Annotated in this window: 15 protein-coding genes; 9 read left to right on the top strand and 6 right to left on the bottom strand. The window is 37.2% G+C overall.

The window, feature by feature from the left end:
* Window positions 1–157 precede the first annotated feature (157 nt).
* The 4 genes from DL897_RS03210 to aceA all read left to right on the top strand — a co-directional run bounded on the left by DL897_RS03210 (window position 158) and on the right by aceA (window position 5574).
* A complete protein-coding gene (locus tag DL897_RS03210) occupies window positions 158–964 on the top strand; it encodes a YihY/virulence factor BrkB family protein (RefSeq protein ID WP_113657662.1) in 807 nt (268 codons plus the stop codon).
* 137 nt (window positions 965–1101) lie between these two features.
* Entirely contained in the window at window positions 1102–2211 is a 1110-nt protein-coding gene (locus DL897_RS03205) for an AI-2E family transporter (RefSeq protein ID WP_113657661.1), read from the top strand.
* A 468-nt stretch (window positions 2212–2679) separates the two neighbouring features.
* Window positions 2680–4269 carry a malate synthase A gene (gene aceB / locus DL897_RS03200; RefSeq protein ID WP_240627244.1) on the top strand — a complete coding sequence of 530 codons (1590 nt, stop codon included), beginning with the start codon at window positions 2680–2682 and terminating at the stop codon, window positions 4267–4269.
* Between the two features lie 18 nt (window positions 4270–4287).
* Window positions 4288–5574, top strand: coding sequence for an isocitrate lyase (gene aceA / locus DL897_RS03195; protein WP_113657659.1), 1287 nt, complete (start codon window positions 4288–4290; stop codon window positions 5572–5574).
* Between the two features lie 294 nt (window positions 5575–5868).
* Here aceA and DL897_RS03190 read toward each other — a convergent pair whose 3' ends face one another.
* The 4 genes from DL897_RS03190 to DL897_RS03175 all read right to left on the bottom strand — a co-directional run bounded on the left by DL897_RS03190 (window position 5869) and on the right by DL897_RS03175 (window position 9917).
* The gene (locus DL897_RS03190; RefSeq protein ID WP_113657658.1) at window positions 5869–6360 is read right to left on the bottom strand and encodes a GNAT family N-acetyltransferase; all 492 of its coding nucleotides are present in this window, start codon (window positions 6358–6360) and stop codon (window positions 5869–5871) included.
* Window positions 6361–6564: 204 nt separating this feature from the next.
* Entirely contained in the window at window positions 6565–7629 is a 1065-nt protein-coding gene (locus DL897_RS03185; RefSeq protein WP_113657657.1) for a flavin-containing monooxygenase, read from the bottom strand.
* Between the two features lie 399 nt (window positions 7630–8028).
* Entirely contained in the window at window positions 8029–9492 is a 1464-nt protein-coding gene (locus DL897_RS03180) for a nicotinate phosphoribosyltransferase (protein WP_113657656.1), read from the bottom strand.
* A 17-nt stretch (window positions 9493–9509) separates the two neighbouring features.
* Window positions 9510–9917, bottom strand: a complete 408-nt coding sequence (locus tag DL897_RS03175) for a Mov34/MPN/PAD-1 family protein (protein ID WP_168188620.1) — start codon at window positions 9915–9917, stop codon at window positions 9510–9512.
* Between the two features lie 289 nt (window positions 9918–10206).
* On the opposite strand from DL897_RS03175, the gene DL897_RS03170 reads away from it, so the two are divergent.
* From DL897_RS03170 to DL897_RS03160, 3 genes are all read left to right on the top strand, one after another.
* Window positions 10207–11061: a DUF72 domain-containing protein gene (locus DL897_RS03170; RefSeq protein WP_113657654.1), complete on the top strand. Its 855-nt coding sequence runs from the start codon at window positions 10207–10209 to the stop codon at window positions 11059–11061.
* 25 nt (window positions 11062–11086) lie between these two features.
* Window positions 11087–11914, top strand: a complete 828-nt coding sequence (locus DL897_RS03165; protein WP_420824102.1) for a sulfite exporter TauE/SafE family protein — start codon at window positions 11087–11089, stop codon at window positions 11912–11914.
* 124 nt (window positions 11915–12038) lie between these two features.
* Entirely contained in the window at window positions 12039–13475 is a 1437-nt protein-coding gene (locus tag DL897_RS03160) for a bifunctional metallophosphatase/5'-nucleotidase (RefSeq protein ID WP_168188619.1), read from the top strand.
* Here DL897_RS03160 and DL897_RS03155 read toward each other — a convergent pair whose 3' ends face one another.
* Complete coding sequence (locus tag DL897_RS03155; RefSeq protein ID WP_113657652.1) at window positions 13476–13946, bottom strand: QueT transporter family protein; 471 nt, start codon at window positions 13944–13946, stop codon at window positions 13476–13478.
* Window positions 13947–14109: 163 nt separating this feature from the next.
* Here DL897_RS03155 and DL897_RS03150 point away from each other — a divergent pair, with 163 nt between their 5' ends.
* A complete protein-coding gene (locus DL897_RS03150; protein ID WP_113657651.1) occupies window positions 14110–14355 on the top strand; it encodes a DUF6154 family protein in 246 nt (81 codons plus the stop codon).
* A gap of 58 nt (window positions 14356–14413) precedes the next feature.
* Window positions 14414–14716: a YunC family protein gene (locus tag DL897_RS03145; protein WP_113657650.1), complete on the top strand. Its 303-nt coding sequence runs from the start codon at window positions 14414–14416 to the stop codon at window positions 14714–14716.
* A 192-nt stretch (window positions 14717–14908) separates the two neighbouring features.
* On the opposite strand, the gene DL897_RS03140 is transcribed toward DL897_RS03145, so the two are convergent.
* Complete coding sequence (locus DL897_RS03140) at window positions 14909–15850, bottom strand: RluA family pseudouridine synthase (RefSeq protein ID WP_113657649.1); 942 nt, start codon at window positions 15848–15850, stop codon at window positions 14909–14911.
* Between the last annotated feature and the right edge of the window lie 3 nt (window positions 15851–15853).

The following is a 15853-nucleotide window of genomic DNA, read 5'->3' as shown; positions in this document are numbered from 1 at the left end:
AAAGTACTAATTAAGCTGTAGGAAAAGAGTATAAATGATCCATTTTGTGTCAACGAAATGAAATATAAGGTTTTTAGTTCATTTTTTGAGGTTTAGATAAAAGAATGTGGGAAATACCAAATCGTGTTAGAAATGAAAAAGAATCAGGGAGGGCCATATGATTACTCGATTCCTGCGAGAGTTTATAGATCGGTTTATCCAAGATCGTGTGCTAGATTTGGCAGCACAACTAGCTTATTATTTTTTGCTTTCGCTGTTTCCATTTCTTTTTCTCGTTTTTAACACCATGGGGTACTTGCCGTTTTCAAGTGAACAAATTTTAGATCTAATTCATCCTTATGCACCTCCTAGTACTTATGAACTAATTAAATCAAACCTCGTTCAGATACTGGACGTGAAGAATGGAAGAGCGTTGTCATTAAGTGTCTTAGCTTCTTTATATCTGGCATCACTCGCTTTTCAATCCATTATTCGAGCTCTCAATCGCGCTTATCGAGTAAAACAAACACGTTCTGTTTGGGCAGATATTGTGCTTGGACTTTTTCTGATGTTCGGTTTATTTGTCGCTCTTATTTTCTCACTATTGCTTCCTATAATAGGACAAATAATTGGTGAATTTTCCGTTTATTTATTCGGCCTTGATCCCACATACTTTATTTGGAATACAATACACTGGCTTATTAGTAGTTTAGTAATTTGGTTGGTTTTTTTGTGCTTATATATTTTTGCTCCAAATACAAAAGTGAGGTTTTATCAAGCATTACCAGGAGCCATTTTTGCTACATTGGGATGGCAAATTAGTTCTTTTGGATTTTCCTACTATGTTTCAATCAATAACTATACCTTACTTTATGGAAATTTAGGTGGGATCATGATATTAGTTGGTTGGTTTTATGTTTCAGCTTTTGTATTAATTATAGGTGGTCAGATAAATGCCATTTTATGTCAATTGAGTAAAAAATAGGATGATCTATGTTTTCTCCAGCAAAAGCTTAAAACCCTTCTCGGATAGTTTCTACGTTTTTAAAATTTTTACTTTTTGGCTATTACAAATATGCTAAGCTATAAAAAGAAATGAATATAACCTAGAGAGGTGTTTATATGCCGAAATCAAAGCCGTTTTTATTTGGATATAGCATTATTATTATCCTTTTGATTGTTTTGTTAGGAACAAAAGTTAATTTTATTTTTAAACCGATTGTTGTTCTTGTCCAGACTTTATTTTTTCCATTTTTATTAGCTGGTGTTTTATATTACTTACTTCGGCCTGTCGTACAGCTATTGGAAAAATGGAACATTCCTAGAACCTTATCGATTTTACTAATCTATCTATGTTTTATCGGCTTATTGGTACTGCTTGGCTTCTTAGTTGGTCCAGCCTTGAATGAGCAAATAGAGCGTCTGATTAATAATTTCCCAACCATTATGAAGGAGTTCCAAAAACGATTTATGGAGTTACAGAAACATCCTTGGATTCAACCATACCTAAAGTGGAGTGAGATCAGCGAGCAAGCTGTGGATTACTTAAAAAATCGTTTTCTGGATATCGGAAAGAATATTGCTCAGTTTTTTAGTGTGATCATGAATATTGTGATGGTGTTTGTAACAGTGCCTTTTATCTTGTACTACATGCTTAAAGAGGGAGATAAAGCTCCTAAGTATTTTCTTCGTTTTTTACCAATAGACGAGCAAGCCCATGGACGGAAAATTCTTGCTGATATGGATACGGCATTAAGTTCTTATATTAAAGGACAGATATTAGTAAGCCTATTTGTGGGGATTGTTGCTTATATTGGTTATTTAATTATCGATTTGGACTATGCATTGATCCTAGCGATCATCGCCATATTTACCAATGTAATTCCGTTTGTAGGACCGCTGATTGGAACCATCCCTGCGATCATTGTTGCTTGGACGGATGCTGACAGTTCATTCATGGTGCTTAAGGTGTTGATTGTTGCTATCATTGCTCAGCAATTGGAAGGAAATCTTGTTTCTCCTCAAGTTATGGGTAAAACGCTAAAGATTCACCCATTAACGATCATTGTTATTTTATTAGTAGCTGGTAGCTTAGGAGGATTTCTAGGATTGTTATTGGCTGTTCCTACCTATGCTGTAGCTAAAGTTGTGATTAGTCATGTGTATCGGTTATTTAAATTAAAGCAAGCAAGAAAAACGCAACTAGAAGAAGAAAAAATTTTCTCTAATTGATAGAAGATGAAAAAGGGCCCTAACCGTTAAGGATGGGCTATTTTTTTTAAGATTTTAGTGCATACCATTCGATCAATTAGATCAAATCTTAGAGAATATATTTATATTTATAATATATCATATTTTGGAGCTAAAATGTTGTTATATTCTTTTTTTATTCAATTTTTTTATAAGGATGAGAAGAGATAAAGCAGAGAGAGCACCAAAGTTATCTACTGTATTGGATATGAGGCTTAAAAATATAGTAGCTCTACAAAAAGAGGGATTCATTTTAAAAAGAGGGGTTCGTTAAGTATAGATTGCAAGAATGAATGGAATATTTGTTTGATTACCCTATTTTCCATTTTATTTAGAAAAGAGTATTGTTATATAACAGTAACTGTGTTAATATAGTAAATGAAAAATGAATCTGTTATATAATAAGATAAAGGATGTGATGCTATGGTACAAGAGAAAGAGGGGGAATTTATGAAAATAAATATACTAGGAGAAAGATGTGCTGCGTTTGATGAGATTTTAACCCCAGATGCGCTTCAATTTATAGCAAAACTAACGATGAAATTTAATGATGCAAGGGAGAAATTGTTATATAACAGGGTTATTCGCCAAAAGGAATTAGACACGGGTAAACTTCCTCGTTTTTTGACTGAAACTCGGGAAATTCGAGAAGGAGATTGGACCATTGCACCAATACCTCTGGACCTCCAAGATCGCAGAGTTGAGATTACGGGACCAGCCAGTGATCGGAAACTGGTAATCAATGCTTTAAATTCTGGAGCTAAAGTATTTATGGCAGATTTTGAAGATGCCAATTCACCAACTTGGAAAAATACGATTCAAGGTCAGATTAATCTTCGTGATGCAATTCGGAGGACCATCCAATTTGTTAATTTAGACGGGAAGCAATACAAGTTAAAAGAACAAATAGCAACATTGATTGTACGTCCACGTGGTTGGCACTTGAATGAGTTACACGTTACGGTCAATGGTAAACCCGTACCTGGTGGATTGTTCGACTTTGGTCTTTACTTCTTTCATAATGTACACAAGCTATTAGAGTTGGGGACAGGCCCGTACTTTTATCTTCCGAAAATAGAAAATCATTTAGAGGCTAGATTGTGGAATGAAGTGTTTGTTTTTGCTCAAGAAGAATTAGGAATCCCACAGGGAACCATTAAGGCGACTGTTTTGATTGAAACCATTTTGGCTGCCTTTGAGATGGACGAGATATTATATGAACTACGTGAACACTCGGCAGGGCTCAATTGTGGTCGTTGGGATTATATTTTCAGTTACTTAAAAAAATTACGTAATCAACCCGAATTTATTTTACCTAATCGCGAACAAGTTACGATGACAACCCCTTTTATGCGTGCGTATACCCTCTTAGCAATTAAAACATGTCATCGGCGAAATGCACCTTGTATCGGGGGGATGGCTGCACAGATTCCGGTGAAAAACAATCCAGAAGCCAATGAAATAGCTTTAACCAAGGTACGAGTCGATAAGGAACGTGAAGCTTTGGATGGACACGATGGAACATGGGTTGCCCATCCAGGCTTAGTTTCAGTCGCTAAGGATGTATTTGATCAGATTATGTTTACTCCAAATCAAATAACTAAGTTAAGAGAAGATGTAGAGGTGACAGCTGAAGATTTATTGCAGGTGCCCAGTGGGACCATTACCGAAGAGGGGGTTCGCTCCAATATACGGGTAGGTATACAATATATCGAAGCTTGGCTTCGTGGTAACGGAGCTGTAGCGATTAATCATTTGATGGAAGATGCTGCCACAGCTGAAATCTCTAGGGCACAAGTATGGCATTGGATTCGACATCCAAAAGGGGTTCTAGATGATGGAAGAAAAGTGACAGCAGAAATGGTTATGCAATTTTTAAAAGAGGAAATACAAGTAATTCGACTTCTTGTGGGAGAAAAACATTTTCAAAAAGGAAAGTTTGAGCAAGCTAAACGTTTATTTGTCCAATTGATTTTAGATGATGAGTTCAAAGAATTTTTGACTATTCCAGGTTATGAATATTTGGTAAATAAAAAATAGCTCTAGGGAGGGGTTAAGATGGTAAGTAAAAAAGAAGAACAATTAACATTGGAGAAGGATTGGGCAGAGAACCCGCGTTGGAATGGGATTAGTCGTCCATATTCAGCTAAGGATGTCATTCGCTTAAGAGGAACACTCAAAATTGAGTATACATTAGCCCAAAAAGGTGCAGAGCGTTTATGGCATCTATTAAATACAAAACCACATATAAAAGCGTTAGGTGCACTAACTGGAAATCAAGCTGTTCAGCAAGTAAAAGCGGGTCTTCAAGCTATTTATTTAAGTGGATGGCAAGTAGCGGCAGATGCTAACTTAGCTGGACAAATGTATCCAGATCAAAGTTTATATCCTGCAAACAGTGTGCCACATGTAGTAAAACGTATTAATCAAGCATTACAACGTGCTGATCAAATCGAGAATGCCGAGGGAAAAAGTGATCGCTACTGGTTTGCTCCTATCGTTGCTGATGCAGAAGCTGGATTTGGCGGTCCACTCAATGTGTTTGAGTTGATGAAGGGAATGATTGAAGCAGGAGCAGCAGGAGTTCATTTTGAAGATCAGCTTGCTTCAGAGAAGAAATGTGGGCACTTAGGTGGAAAGGTTTTAATTCCAACTTCACATGCGGTTCGTAATCTAGTTGCAGCTAGGTTAGCAGCAGATGTGATGGGTGTATCCACTCTTTTAATGGCAAGAACTGATGCGAATGCAGCAGAACTTATAACGAGTAATATTGATCCAGCTGATCAACCTTTCTTGACGGGCGAACGCACATCTGAAGGTTTCTACCGTATTAAAAATGGGTTAGAATCGGCTATTGCCAGAGGTCTTTCTTATGCTCCTTATGCTGATCTGATTTGGTGTGAGACTTCTGAACCTAATTTGGAAGAAGCACGTCGTTTTGCAGAAGCGATTCATAAGAAATTTCCGGGCAAGTTACTAGCTTATAATTGCTCTCCATCTTTTAACTGGAAGAAGAAACTTGATGACAAAACCATTGCAAAATTCCAAGATGAACTAGGGAAAATGGGTTATAAATTTCAGTTTATCACTTTGGCAGGTTTCCATTCGCTTAACTATAGCATGTTTAAGTTGGCTCATAAATATAGTCAGACTGGCATGACTGCCTATTCCGAACTACAGCAAGCAGAGTTTTCAATGGAAGAGCAAGGATATACCGCAACACGCCATCAACGTGAAGTAGGAACAGGTTATTTTGATGAGGTATCCATGGTTATTTCTGGAGGTAATTCTTCGACAACAGCATTAACTGGTTCAACGGAAGAAGAACAATTTACTTCGATCTAAGTTAAATGTGAGCGAATTTGTTTTATGTCATACTACACCCTTTTATATAGGCTACTGTTTGTTTAGGACGGTAGCCTCTTTTTTTATATTTATAAAGAGGATGTTGCATAAATCACAGATGTCATCGTGTTTGAACTCACTCCCATAGCCTTAATGAGTAAAATGTCGACCGTTTCAAAAACGATTCGCTCTCGTTCCTGAGATGATGAAGGTTTCAGATTGGATTATGCTAAATGCTCTATAAGGAAATGGCTCCTCTAAAAATAGGAGCGCATTACCTTACCTGAGGGAGGTTCATGAAAGAATGAGTTGATAAAAGTGTACATCATGCCACCTATTAAATTTGAATCCAATTTCTTTGAATGAACCAATCAATTGAAAACCAAATTTTTCGTGCAAGCGAATGCTAACCATATTCCCATCAGCGATGCCAGAGACAAGTACATGGAACTTCTTTGCTTTTGCTAGTTTGATAATGGCTTGCATAAGCTGTTTACCAATCCCTTGTCCTTTGGTATTTGGATCTACATAGATGGAAAGTTCAGCTGTTGAATTATAAGCTGGCTTATTACGAAATTGAGAAAGACAACAATAACCAACTACTTTGTTTTCTAATTCTGCGACGATCAGTGGATACTTTTCTCCATAGTTTGCAAACCACTTTTTTCTTTGTTCAAAAGTTTGAGGATCTAAATCAAAGGTAGCAGCAGTATGAATGACAGCATGATTATAAATGTCTAATATGGCTTGAATATCATCTTCATAGGCATCGCGAATGATTAACATGGAATCTCATCCTTTTAAAATAGTTTAACAAAATATTTTTACTGAAAATGGGTATAAAAATCAATAAGAAGTTCATTAAGTTCTCTTAAATATTTGTTGGAATGATTAGGATGCCTATGATAAATGCCAATTTAAAAGCCCGCGAAATGGGTTCACTGGCTTAGAAGTAGTTTTTGTGTATAATTTCACAAATCAAACCCTTATTTATGCCATAGCGATAGAGTCCTTTTTATATAGATGTTCAAAAATTCGCTTAGCATCGTGACCGACCCAGCCTAATAATGAGGAACCTTGGCAGCTAAGCCAACGAAGTCCAATAAAATATAGATTTGAAATAGGACTAATTCCTTTATCATGAATGGGATGTCCTGCACTATTTAAAACATTGGGGATATGAATCCAGCTATAGTCCAAACGATAACCTGTAGCCCAAATGATATTCGGAACATAAAGTGCTGTCGCATCGGCAAAACATAACTGACTACCAATTGTTGATATTGCTCGTGGTTTCACAAGTACTTGTTTCTTTTCAATTGCATGTTTCAAATCGTATCCATAAACTTCTTCACTCGTTATCTTCATCCACGCACCACGCTTTGTATGAAGGTCAGCTGTAATAATTCCTAAGCGATCTAGATACCAAAAGATACTTTTACCTAAAACATGAGTATGTTGATATTTGATAGGACGACCGATTGAAATGTAGGTCTTCTTGATTTTTGATAGCTTGACAGCGATCTGGGCACCTGAGTTTCCAGCACCGACTACGATGACAGGTCCTTCTTGTAGTTGGCTTGGATCATGAAATTCAGAGGCATGAACTTGGTAGATATGATCTGGGAGATTTTTAGAAAAATCCGGGATTTTAGGTATTTGAAATGGCCCTGTAGCTATCACTACTTTTCGAGCATAATAACTGCCGTGATTGGTTAAAACAAGATAAGCGTCGCCTATTTTTTTTAGGGAAGATACTCGAGTCTCTAGGTGTATGGGTAATTTAAAGTATCTGGCGTAAGCTTGCAGATAGTCAGCAACTTCATCTTTTGATGGACGGTAATCGAGTTCTCTTGGAAAGGGCATTCCTGGTAAGCTACAAAATTGACTGGGTGTAAATAATCTTAGTGATTGATAGCGTTCGCGCCAGTTCATTCCGATTTCTGATTTGGCATCGATTAATACGAAAGATAAATCAGATTGGGATAAATAATATCCCATTGATAAGCCAGCCTGACCTGCTCCAATGACAACGACATCGTAATAGTGTTTCATTATACTAGTCTCCATTCATTATCTATGTTATGAAATAAAATCTGAAGCATATGTAATGGATACACAAATATATTTTAGGCAAATAATTAAGAAATGGAATGGTAAACATTTAATCCGAAATATTAACTCTCTTTGATCAATATAAACTAAAAGAGTTAGAAAAGATGAATATGTAGCCTTTCCAGTAAAAATGGATGTTATTCAACTTATAAAAAAGCAAAAAGGTTGATGGAAAAGATTAACCTTTTTGCTTTTAAAATGATCTGTGACCATTATTTACTTAGAGATTGTCCTCTAAAAAAGTCGATTGTACACAAAAGCGATTTGCGACTTCTTCTAGGAATGATCTAGGTTATGAATCGAATTATGCTACATGCTCTACTGTATATTAAAAATTATTTATTCTTCTAACTCGTGCTTAATCTGTTCGTAGATTTCTTTAATTAATGTCTGTCTAGAGTTCCATAACTTTTTAGAGAGATCAACAGGATATTCTTCTGGATTTAAGATGCGTAAATATTCTTCCCAGAATAAAGATAGTTGAGTTTGATGATACTTTTTAACCTCTTCCAATGTAGGGATGGCATATACTCGCTGTCCTTTTTTGAAGATAGCTCGATGTAGAGGTATAGCTGTGAAATTTTTCACTTTTTTGCGTTTGAAAGTCTGTTGTGGATGAAATAAAACAAGTGTCTTTTTGGGATCTATTTTCTCCTCTAACAAAGTAATAAAATCAGCACGAGCTTTTCCAGTTCGTTTATCGATGATTCGATACAATGATTTTAGACCTGGTGTAGATATTTTAGCTGGATTTGAAGAGATTTTTAGGGTTGGCATCCAATGATCATGTTCTAAGCGTGCTACCATTTTATAAACTGCACCTAAAGCTGGTTTATCATAAGCTGTAATTAGCTTAGTTCCTACTCCCCAAGAGTCAATTTTAGCACCTTGGCTTTTTAGATGAAGAATAGTATGTTCATCCAAATCGCTAGAAGCGACAATTTTTGTATCAGTGAGGCCTGCTTGATCTAACATGTGACGAGCTTTTTTGGACAAATAGGCTAAATCACCACTGTCGAGACGGATTCCTAATAGTTTTTTTCCTTGCTTTTTCATTTCTAAGCCCACTTGAATTGCGTGAGGTACTCCACTCTTGAGAGTATCATATGTATCGACGAGCAGGATGGTTTGATTAGGAAATGCTGATGCATAAGCACGAAAAGCATCTAGTTCATGATCAAAATCTTGTACCCAAGCATGAGCATGAGTTCCACTGACGGGGATACCAAATTGCTTTCCGGCAAGCAAATTGGAAGTAGCATTAAAGCCGCCGATATAAGCTGAACGAGCTCCCCAAACAGCTGCATCTTTCTCTTGAGCACGACGTGTCCCAAACTCCAGTAATAAGTCATCACCTACAATATGACGGATGCGTGCTGCTTTAGTGGCAATTAGAGATTGGTAGCCAATAAAGTTTAAAAGGGCAGTTTCAATAAGTTGTAGTTCCATGATGGTACCTTGAATATGTAGAAGAGGTTCTTCAGGAAAAACAATAGTTCCTTCAGGAACAGCCCAAATATCTCCAGTGAACCGAAAAGAACGTAACATGTCTAAAAAGGCTGTGTCAAATTGATCATCCAGAGATGCGATGTATTCAATATCCTCTTCTGTGAAGTGAAGGTTCTCTATATAATGGATTACCCTTTCCAATCCAGTAAAGACGACATAGCCATTGCCAAAGGGAAGAGAACGGAAGTATAGATCGAAAGCACGGCGCTTTAGATGGCTCCCATTTTTAAAGTGGGCATACATCATGGTAATTTGATATTTATCAGTATGTAAGGCTGATACAGGGGAATTCATGATGACATCTCCTTGATTTATAGTATTTCATAAATAACCGGAATTGCTTGTCCATGCTTGATATAGTATGCACAAAGGTTAAATTCAACCTCTTTTAGAGAGAGAATCCAACAGCTTTTTTCTGGATAGCTCCAATGCGTGAGATCTCGTGCAGATGGAGCAGCATCTGTCAGTGTATGTGAATGAATAATACCAATCCATTCTAGCTGAAGATCGCGAAGCTTTTTTATGGTTTCAATATAGTCGCGTGGATCAAATTCAAAAGAACAAGCACATGTATTTAAATTGGTAATCGGAAAAAAATGAGTAATATAATGTGTTTGCCCAGCGAGAATTCCGTATCCTTGAAGAGGAAATAATGATGTACAATAATCTTGAATATTTTTAATAACTAGGGAATCAATGGAAAAATAGGATATGGTCATCATCGGTCCACCTTACTAGGTTTCACCTATTAGTCTTAGATCATGTCTGAGGTTACCCTCTACAAACTACTCCTTATCGCTTTACAATTTGCCTCTACACAAAAATAATGTGTTTTAAGGTTAGAGAGATGATAAGGGTTTTTGACCGATTAATTAAACAAGCTTTATCTCTATTTTATAACTCCTATTGTAAAAAAGTCTATGAAGTTTTCTTCAGCGTGAAGCCAAAGTACTTCCATGAAATATGTTAAAATAATGTAGAAGCAGCATGTAAGAAAGGCGGATGAATATGAATTCGATCCTAGTGGGTGTATGTGGCTGGGGAGATCATGATGACTTATATCCACCAGGTACATCTTCCAAGGATAAGCTACCTATTTATACAGGATACTTTCCAATCGTTGAATTAGATAGTACTTATCATGCGATTGCTTCATCTGAACGAATGGAGCAGTGGGTACAGGCAACACCTGATTCTTTTCAATTTGTAGTGAAATCTTATCGTGAGTTAACAGGGCATGGAAGAAAACAAGGTGCCCCAATTCGCTCGTGGAAGGACAATGTTCTAGAGATGCGAGCCTCTCTATTACCCATGAAAAAAGCTGGTAAATTGGCTGCGGTTTTGTTTCAATTTCCACCTTGGTATGATTGTACGGCTGCGCATGTGAAATATATTCGAAAGGTTCGCGAAGCATTTCGTGACTTTCCGGTAGCGATTGAATTTCGTAATCGGACCTGGTTTGATTCTTCCTATCGAGATAAAACACTTCATTTTTTGGAACAAGAACAGTTAATCCATGTCGTTTGTGATGAACCACAAGCAGGGATTGGTTCTGTTCCTATCGTGCCAAAAGTAACCAATACAGACTTATCAATTGTTCGCTTTCATGGTCGTAATGTAGAAGGTTGGAATAATACAGGCCGTCCAGATTGGCGTGATGTTCGTTATGCATATCGGTATTCAGATGAAGAGTTAAATGAATGGATTGTGCATATAAAACAATTACAGCAAAATGCGAATCAAGTCATCCTATTGTTTAATAATAACTCACAAGGAGATGCCGTAGATAGTGCGAATAAGATGATATGTAAGCTAGGTTTGGACTATTTGGATTTGTCACCAAGGCAATTAGAGATTTTATGAGCTCTATAAGAATAGGAAGATGATCATGTCATTGTTTTGGCTTCTACTTGTAATTGTAGGATTGGCTGCAGGGACATTTGGAAGTCTGATCGGTTTAGGTGGCGGAATCATCATCGTTCCCTCGCTGATGTTTATTGGTCAGATCTTTCCTGAATTCTCCAATATCACTCCTTCTATCGCTGTAGGTACATCATTGTTGTTGGTAGTGCTTACTTCCTTATCATCTACCCTCTTTTTTGCAAAACAAAAACGAGTGGACTTTCAAAGTGGTTGGTTATACTTTTTGGGTTCGGGTCCAGGATCTATTTTAGGGGCTTATTTTACTCGCTATTTTAAAGCAGACAGTTTTTTTATTGCATTTGGACTATTTATGATTGTTATTTCTATTATTTTAACCATTAAAGATCGTCTACCTGTAAAACGAATCCATTGGGATGTATCTCGGACTTTTGTGGATGGTTTTGGACAAAAATATGAGTATGGTTACCATCGGGTTATGGTCGTAACTATTTCATTTTTCATAGGAATGCTCTCTAGCTTATTTGGAATTGGTGGAGGCTCATTACTCGTTCCAGTTATGATTATTCTCTTTGCATACCCACCCCATGTAGCAACAGCTACATCGATGTTTATTATCTTACTATCGTCGAGTGTTGGAAGTATTACACATTTGATCCAAGGAAATGTCCACTTTCTAGCAGCTCTTTTGCTTGCACCTGGTGCATGGTTAGGTGGTAAAGCAGGAGCATGGATCTCTTCGAAACTAAGTGGGAAAGGATTGTTGATCGTTTTCCGTGTATCATTGATATTAATGGCGATCCGGATGATTTTAAATGGATTTCATATTATTTAAGAAGCTTCTCAAGTAAAACAACATGTACTATTTATCCATACCACCTCTTTGAGATTTCACTTTGAAGCTTGAAGATATTTGAATAATGAAGGAGAAATAGCTAATCGAAGTCAGGAGGGGCATGATGGGTCAAATCAAACCATTTCATATTCTTTATACCAATGACTTACATAGTCATTTGGATCAAACACCAAAAATCTATTCCATTGTGCATCGTTTACGGAAAGAGTGGGCAAGACAAGGTGAACAAAGCTTGCTAGTAGATATTGGTGACCACATGGATCGATCTTGTATGGAGACAGAAGGAACGGATGGAAAAGTAAATGGAGCTATTTTAGAAGAGACAGGTTATGATATAGTCACCTTGGGAAATAATGAGCTCCTTACTTTTTCCAAAGAAGAGCTGCGGCTGGCGTACAAAGATCATTCTTATTGTATAATTAGTAGCAATATTTTTGAGCAGGAGGAAGGTAAACAGCCTTCTTGGCTTAAGCCATGGAAAATATTTTCTCTCGATGGAATAAGAGTGGGTTTTATTGCAGCGACTGTGTATTATGAAAAGGTTTATGAGTTGTTAGGATGGGATGTGCAAGATCCCATGATTCGGCTTAAACAGGTTGTACAAGAGATAAAACCATCCGTAGATATTGTGGTTCTTTTATCTCATTTAGGGATTAATCGAGACCGTGAAATTGCCCAAATGATTTCAGGAATTGACTTGATTATTGGGAGTCACACTCATCATTTATTGGAGCAAGCTGAGCAAATTGGCTCGACTTGGATTGTAGCCGCTGGCAAATATGGTGAATATATAGGCAAAGTTCTGATTGAATGGGATGAAGATCAGAAAGTTGTTCAGCAAATCACAGGTTATCCGGTTTCGATATCAGAAGAAAATCAAGCGAGTGAAATCGTACAACTACTACAAAAATATAGGAAACAAGCAGAAGAAACCTTGTCTAAGCCAGTCGCAGAGTTAAGTCACTCTATCCATATGGATTGGAAGAAGGAATCACCTCTTGGCAATCTTTTGGCAGATAGTCTAAGAAATTGGGTGGGAGCAGAGATTGCTTTGGTAAATAGTGGGCAATTATTAAATCATCTTCCTAAAGGTACAGTTACCAAAGGTCAAGTTCATGCGATTTGCCCACATTTGATTAATCCTGTCTTACTGCAAATAACGGGGAAAGAAATTCGGATAACCCTTGAAGAATCGCTGATGAACCATTTTCAAGAGATGCCTATTCATGGATATGGATTCCGTGGAGAAGTATTAGGTTCGATGTGTATATCTGGAATGAAAGTGACTGTAGACCTCACACAACAGCCTTATGAACAGATTCGTACGATTGAGCTTAAAGATCGCCTGTTAAAAGATGAAGATGTCATCGAAATAGCCACAATCGATATGTTTGTTTTTGGTGCTGGTTACCTAGAATTAAAGAAAGGGAATTTGATAAAATATTATCTTCCCGAGTTTTTACGAGATCTTATCATTGCCCAATTACAACACCCCCTAGCACTACAGGAGTGTTTTGACAATCGATGGATTATTCGATAGCTATTGTTTAGGAATAAGATGTCGGATTCGTTCCATGATATACAAGAAAGGAATTCCAAGTATATAACATACACCTAACTCCCCGATTCCAACATAAAGCATAGCCCACGGTATGGATACACCAATATTCCCAATTGTGCCTAGTAAAGTCCCAATAATCACGGCATTGACAATGACAGGAGGTAGCGGTGCTAACCATTTATTTGGCATTTTAGTAGTTAACCAGGCTGCGATTAAAGTCGATAAACTGCCAAATAGAATGTCATATATCCCGAATGGACTGTTGAGATTTGAAAGAATAACACCAATAAAAAGCCCTGGTACTGCTAAAGGGGTAATAAATGGTAGTACAGTTAGAACTTCTGAGACACGAAATTGGATATAATTATAGGATAGTGGAGCAAAAGTATAGGTTAAAACAACGTATGTAGCAGCAATAAGTGCAATGGTAGTCATTTTTCTCACTGACATATGAAATCCTCCCTTTTAAATTAAGTATGAGTTGTAGGCTTCCATCTGATTCATATTAAAGCGAGGGTCTCTGAAAGTACATACTTCAAATGAACGTAGAAATTTTCTGGAAAAAGTGGGGTCTGGTAGTGAAGTTAGATAGACTTAGACTAGGAGGAACATCATGAGTTTTGTAGATCAAGTTTATTCTTTATATCGTGACCAACTGACAGATGATGAAGAAGATGCTGTAATTATAGTATTAAGTATATTAGAAGATCATTCAAGAGAAGATATTATGAGCTTGATCGGAAATATGAATGACGATGAAGTAATGCAGATGATGGGTATTTATTTAGTTGAGATGTTAAAGTTAAAAATGATTCAGGATGGAAAACTCCCACCTCGTAAAACATCGATTTTGCATTAATTTATCTTCCTCTACATGCATAGTTTAGAAATAAATGATGCATGAGGGAGGGATATAAGTGATACAAGTTAAGCCTATAAATATGGATGGACAATCAGTAATAGGAATCGAAGTGAAGCTTCCGAAAACGAACTTATTAGCGATTGCTACTGAAAAAGGATATATTATGTGTGGTGCTTTAGATGTTGGCTTGCTCAATGAAAAGCTTGCCAATCGGCAGATTATAGCGGGAAGAGCAGTGGGAGTTCGTACCTTGGAAGAGTTATTAAATGCTCCACTAGAATCGGTTACCCATGAAGCAGAGGCTTTAGGAATATATAAAGGTATGATCGGTTCCCAAGCTCTACAAAAAATGTTATGACCTAATTGATAGCTGTCTTTAAGATTAGTGTTCCTTTTTCGATGAATGAATGGCTTTTGATTACTTTTAAACCGCCGCACAAGAAAGATTTGTCCATAAACTTCGATAATATAATCCGGAGGCTTAGTAGCAAATGAAGATAGGAATGGGTTTATCTAGCAGTAAATCGCTCTAGAAATACCCATTCCTTTTTTAATTTTTCTCGTTGATTTTTGAGGGAATTTTTAGCTGAAGAGTTTGACAGACTTGATCAAGATCATGAGGTAAAGGAGAAATATACGTACATAATTCATTAGATAAAGGGTGGGTAAACGAAATTTTGGCTGAGTGGAGAGCTTGACGAGTAAGGATAGAGCAGTCTCCGCCGTATAACCGATCACCAATTAAAGGACATCCTAAATGGGCAAAATGAGCTCGAATTTGATGGGTACGTCCTGTTTCCAGTTCGATAGAGAGTAGAGCTCCCTTACTATTTTGATCAAGAATATGATAATGAGTGATAGCAAGGTTCCCATGTGGGGTAACGATACGGCGATACGGATGTTTGGGATCTTTACCAATCGGTTGATGGATGGTGCCATCTGTATCAGATAAAGGGCGATTGAGCATAGCGAGATAACGACGGGTAATCTGCTTTTCACGCAGTTGTCGATCTAACAACTGGTGCATATACGCGTTTTTTGCGATTAATATTAAACCAGAAGTATCGCGATCAAGCCGGTGAACCGGACGAACCACTCCGTCAAGCCCCCGCTCTTGCAAGATATAGGTAATTCCATGCACCAAGGTATACTGATCACTAGGGCGTACAGGATGTACTTGAATGCCTGCTGGTTTATCAATGATCATGATGTCCTCATCTTCAAATACAATTTCAAAGGAAACAGGTTGAGGCTTGAGATCTGATTTTTCGTAAGGCCTAATTGCTACTTGAAGGTGATCTCCTACCTTGACGGGCTTTTTGAGCCATGGAATACGCCCATTAAGCTTAATCCCTTTGATTCGTGTTAAACGATTAATCATGCGTCCAGAAATGAGTAAAGGCTGTTTTAATATCGTTTCTACAGTTGCTCCATCCCACTCTGGTGAAATATAAAAGGTCATCCATTTGCTAGGCCTTTGTTTTTTTTTCATAGG

The organism is Thermoflavimicrobium daqui, assembly GCF_003313465.1.
In the GTDB taxonomy this organism is placed as follows: Bacteria; Bacillota; Bacilli; order Thermoactinomycetales; family Thermoactinomycetaceae; genus Thermoflavimicrobium; species Thermoflavimicrobium daqui.
The sequence above is the reverse complement of the archived record's forward strand: the minus strand, read 5'-3'. Positions and strand labels throughout refer to the sequence as shown.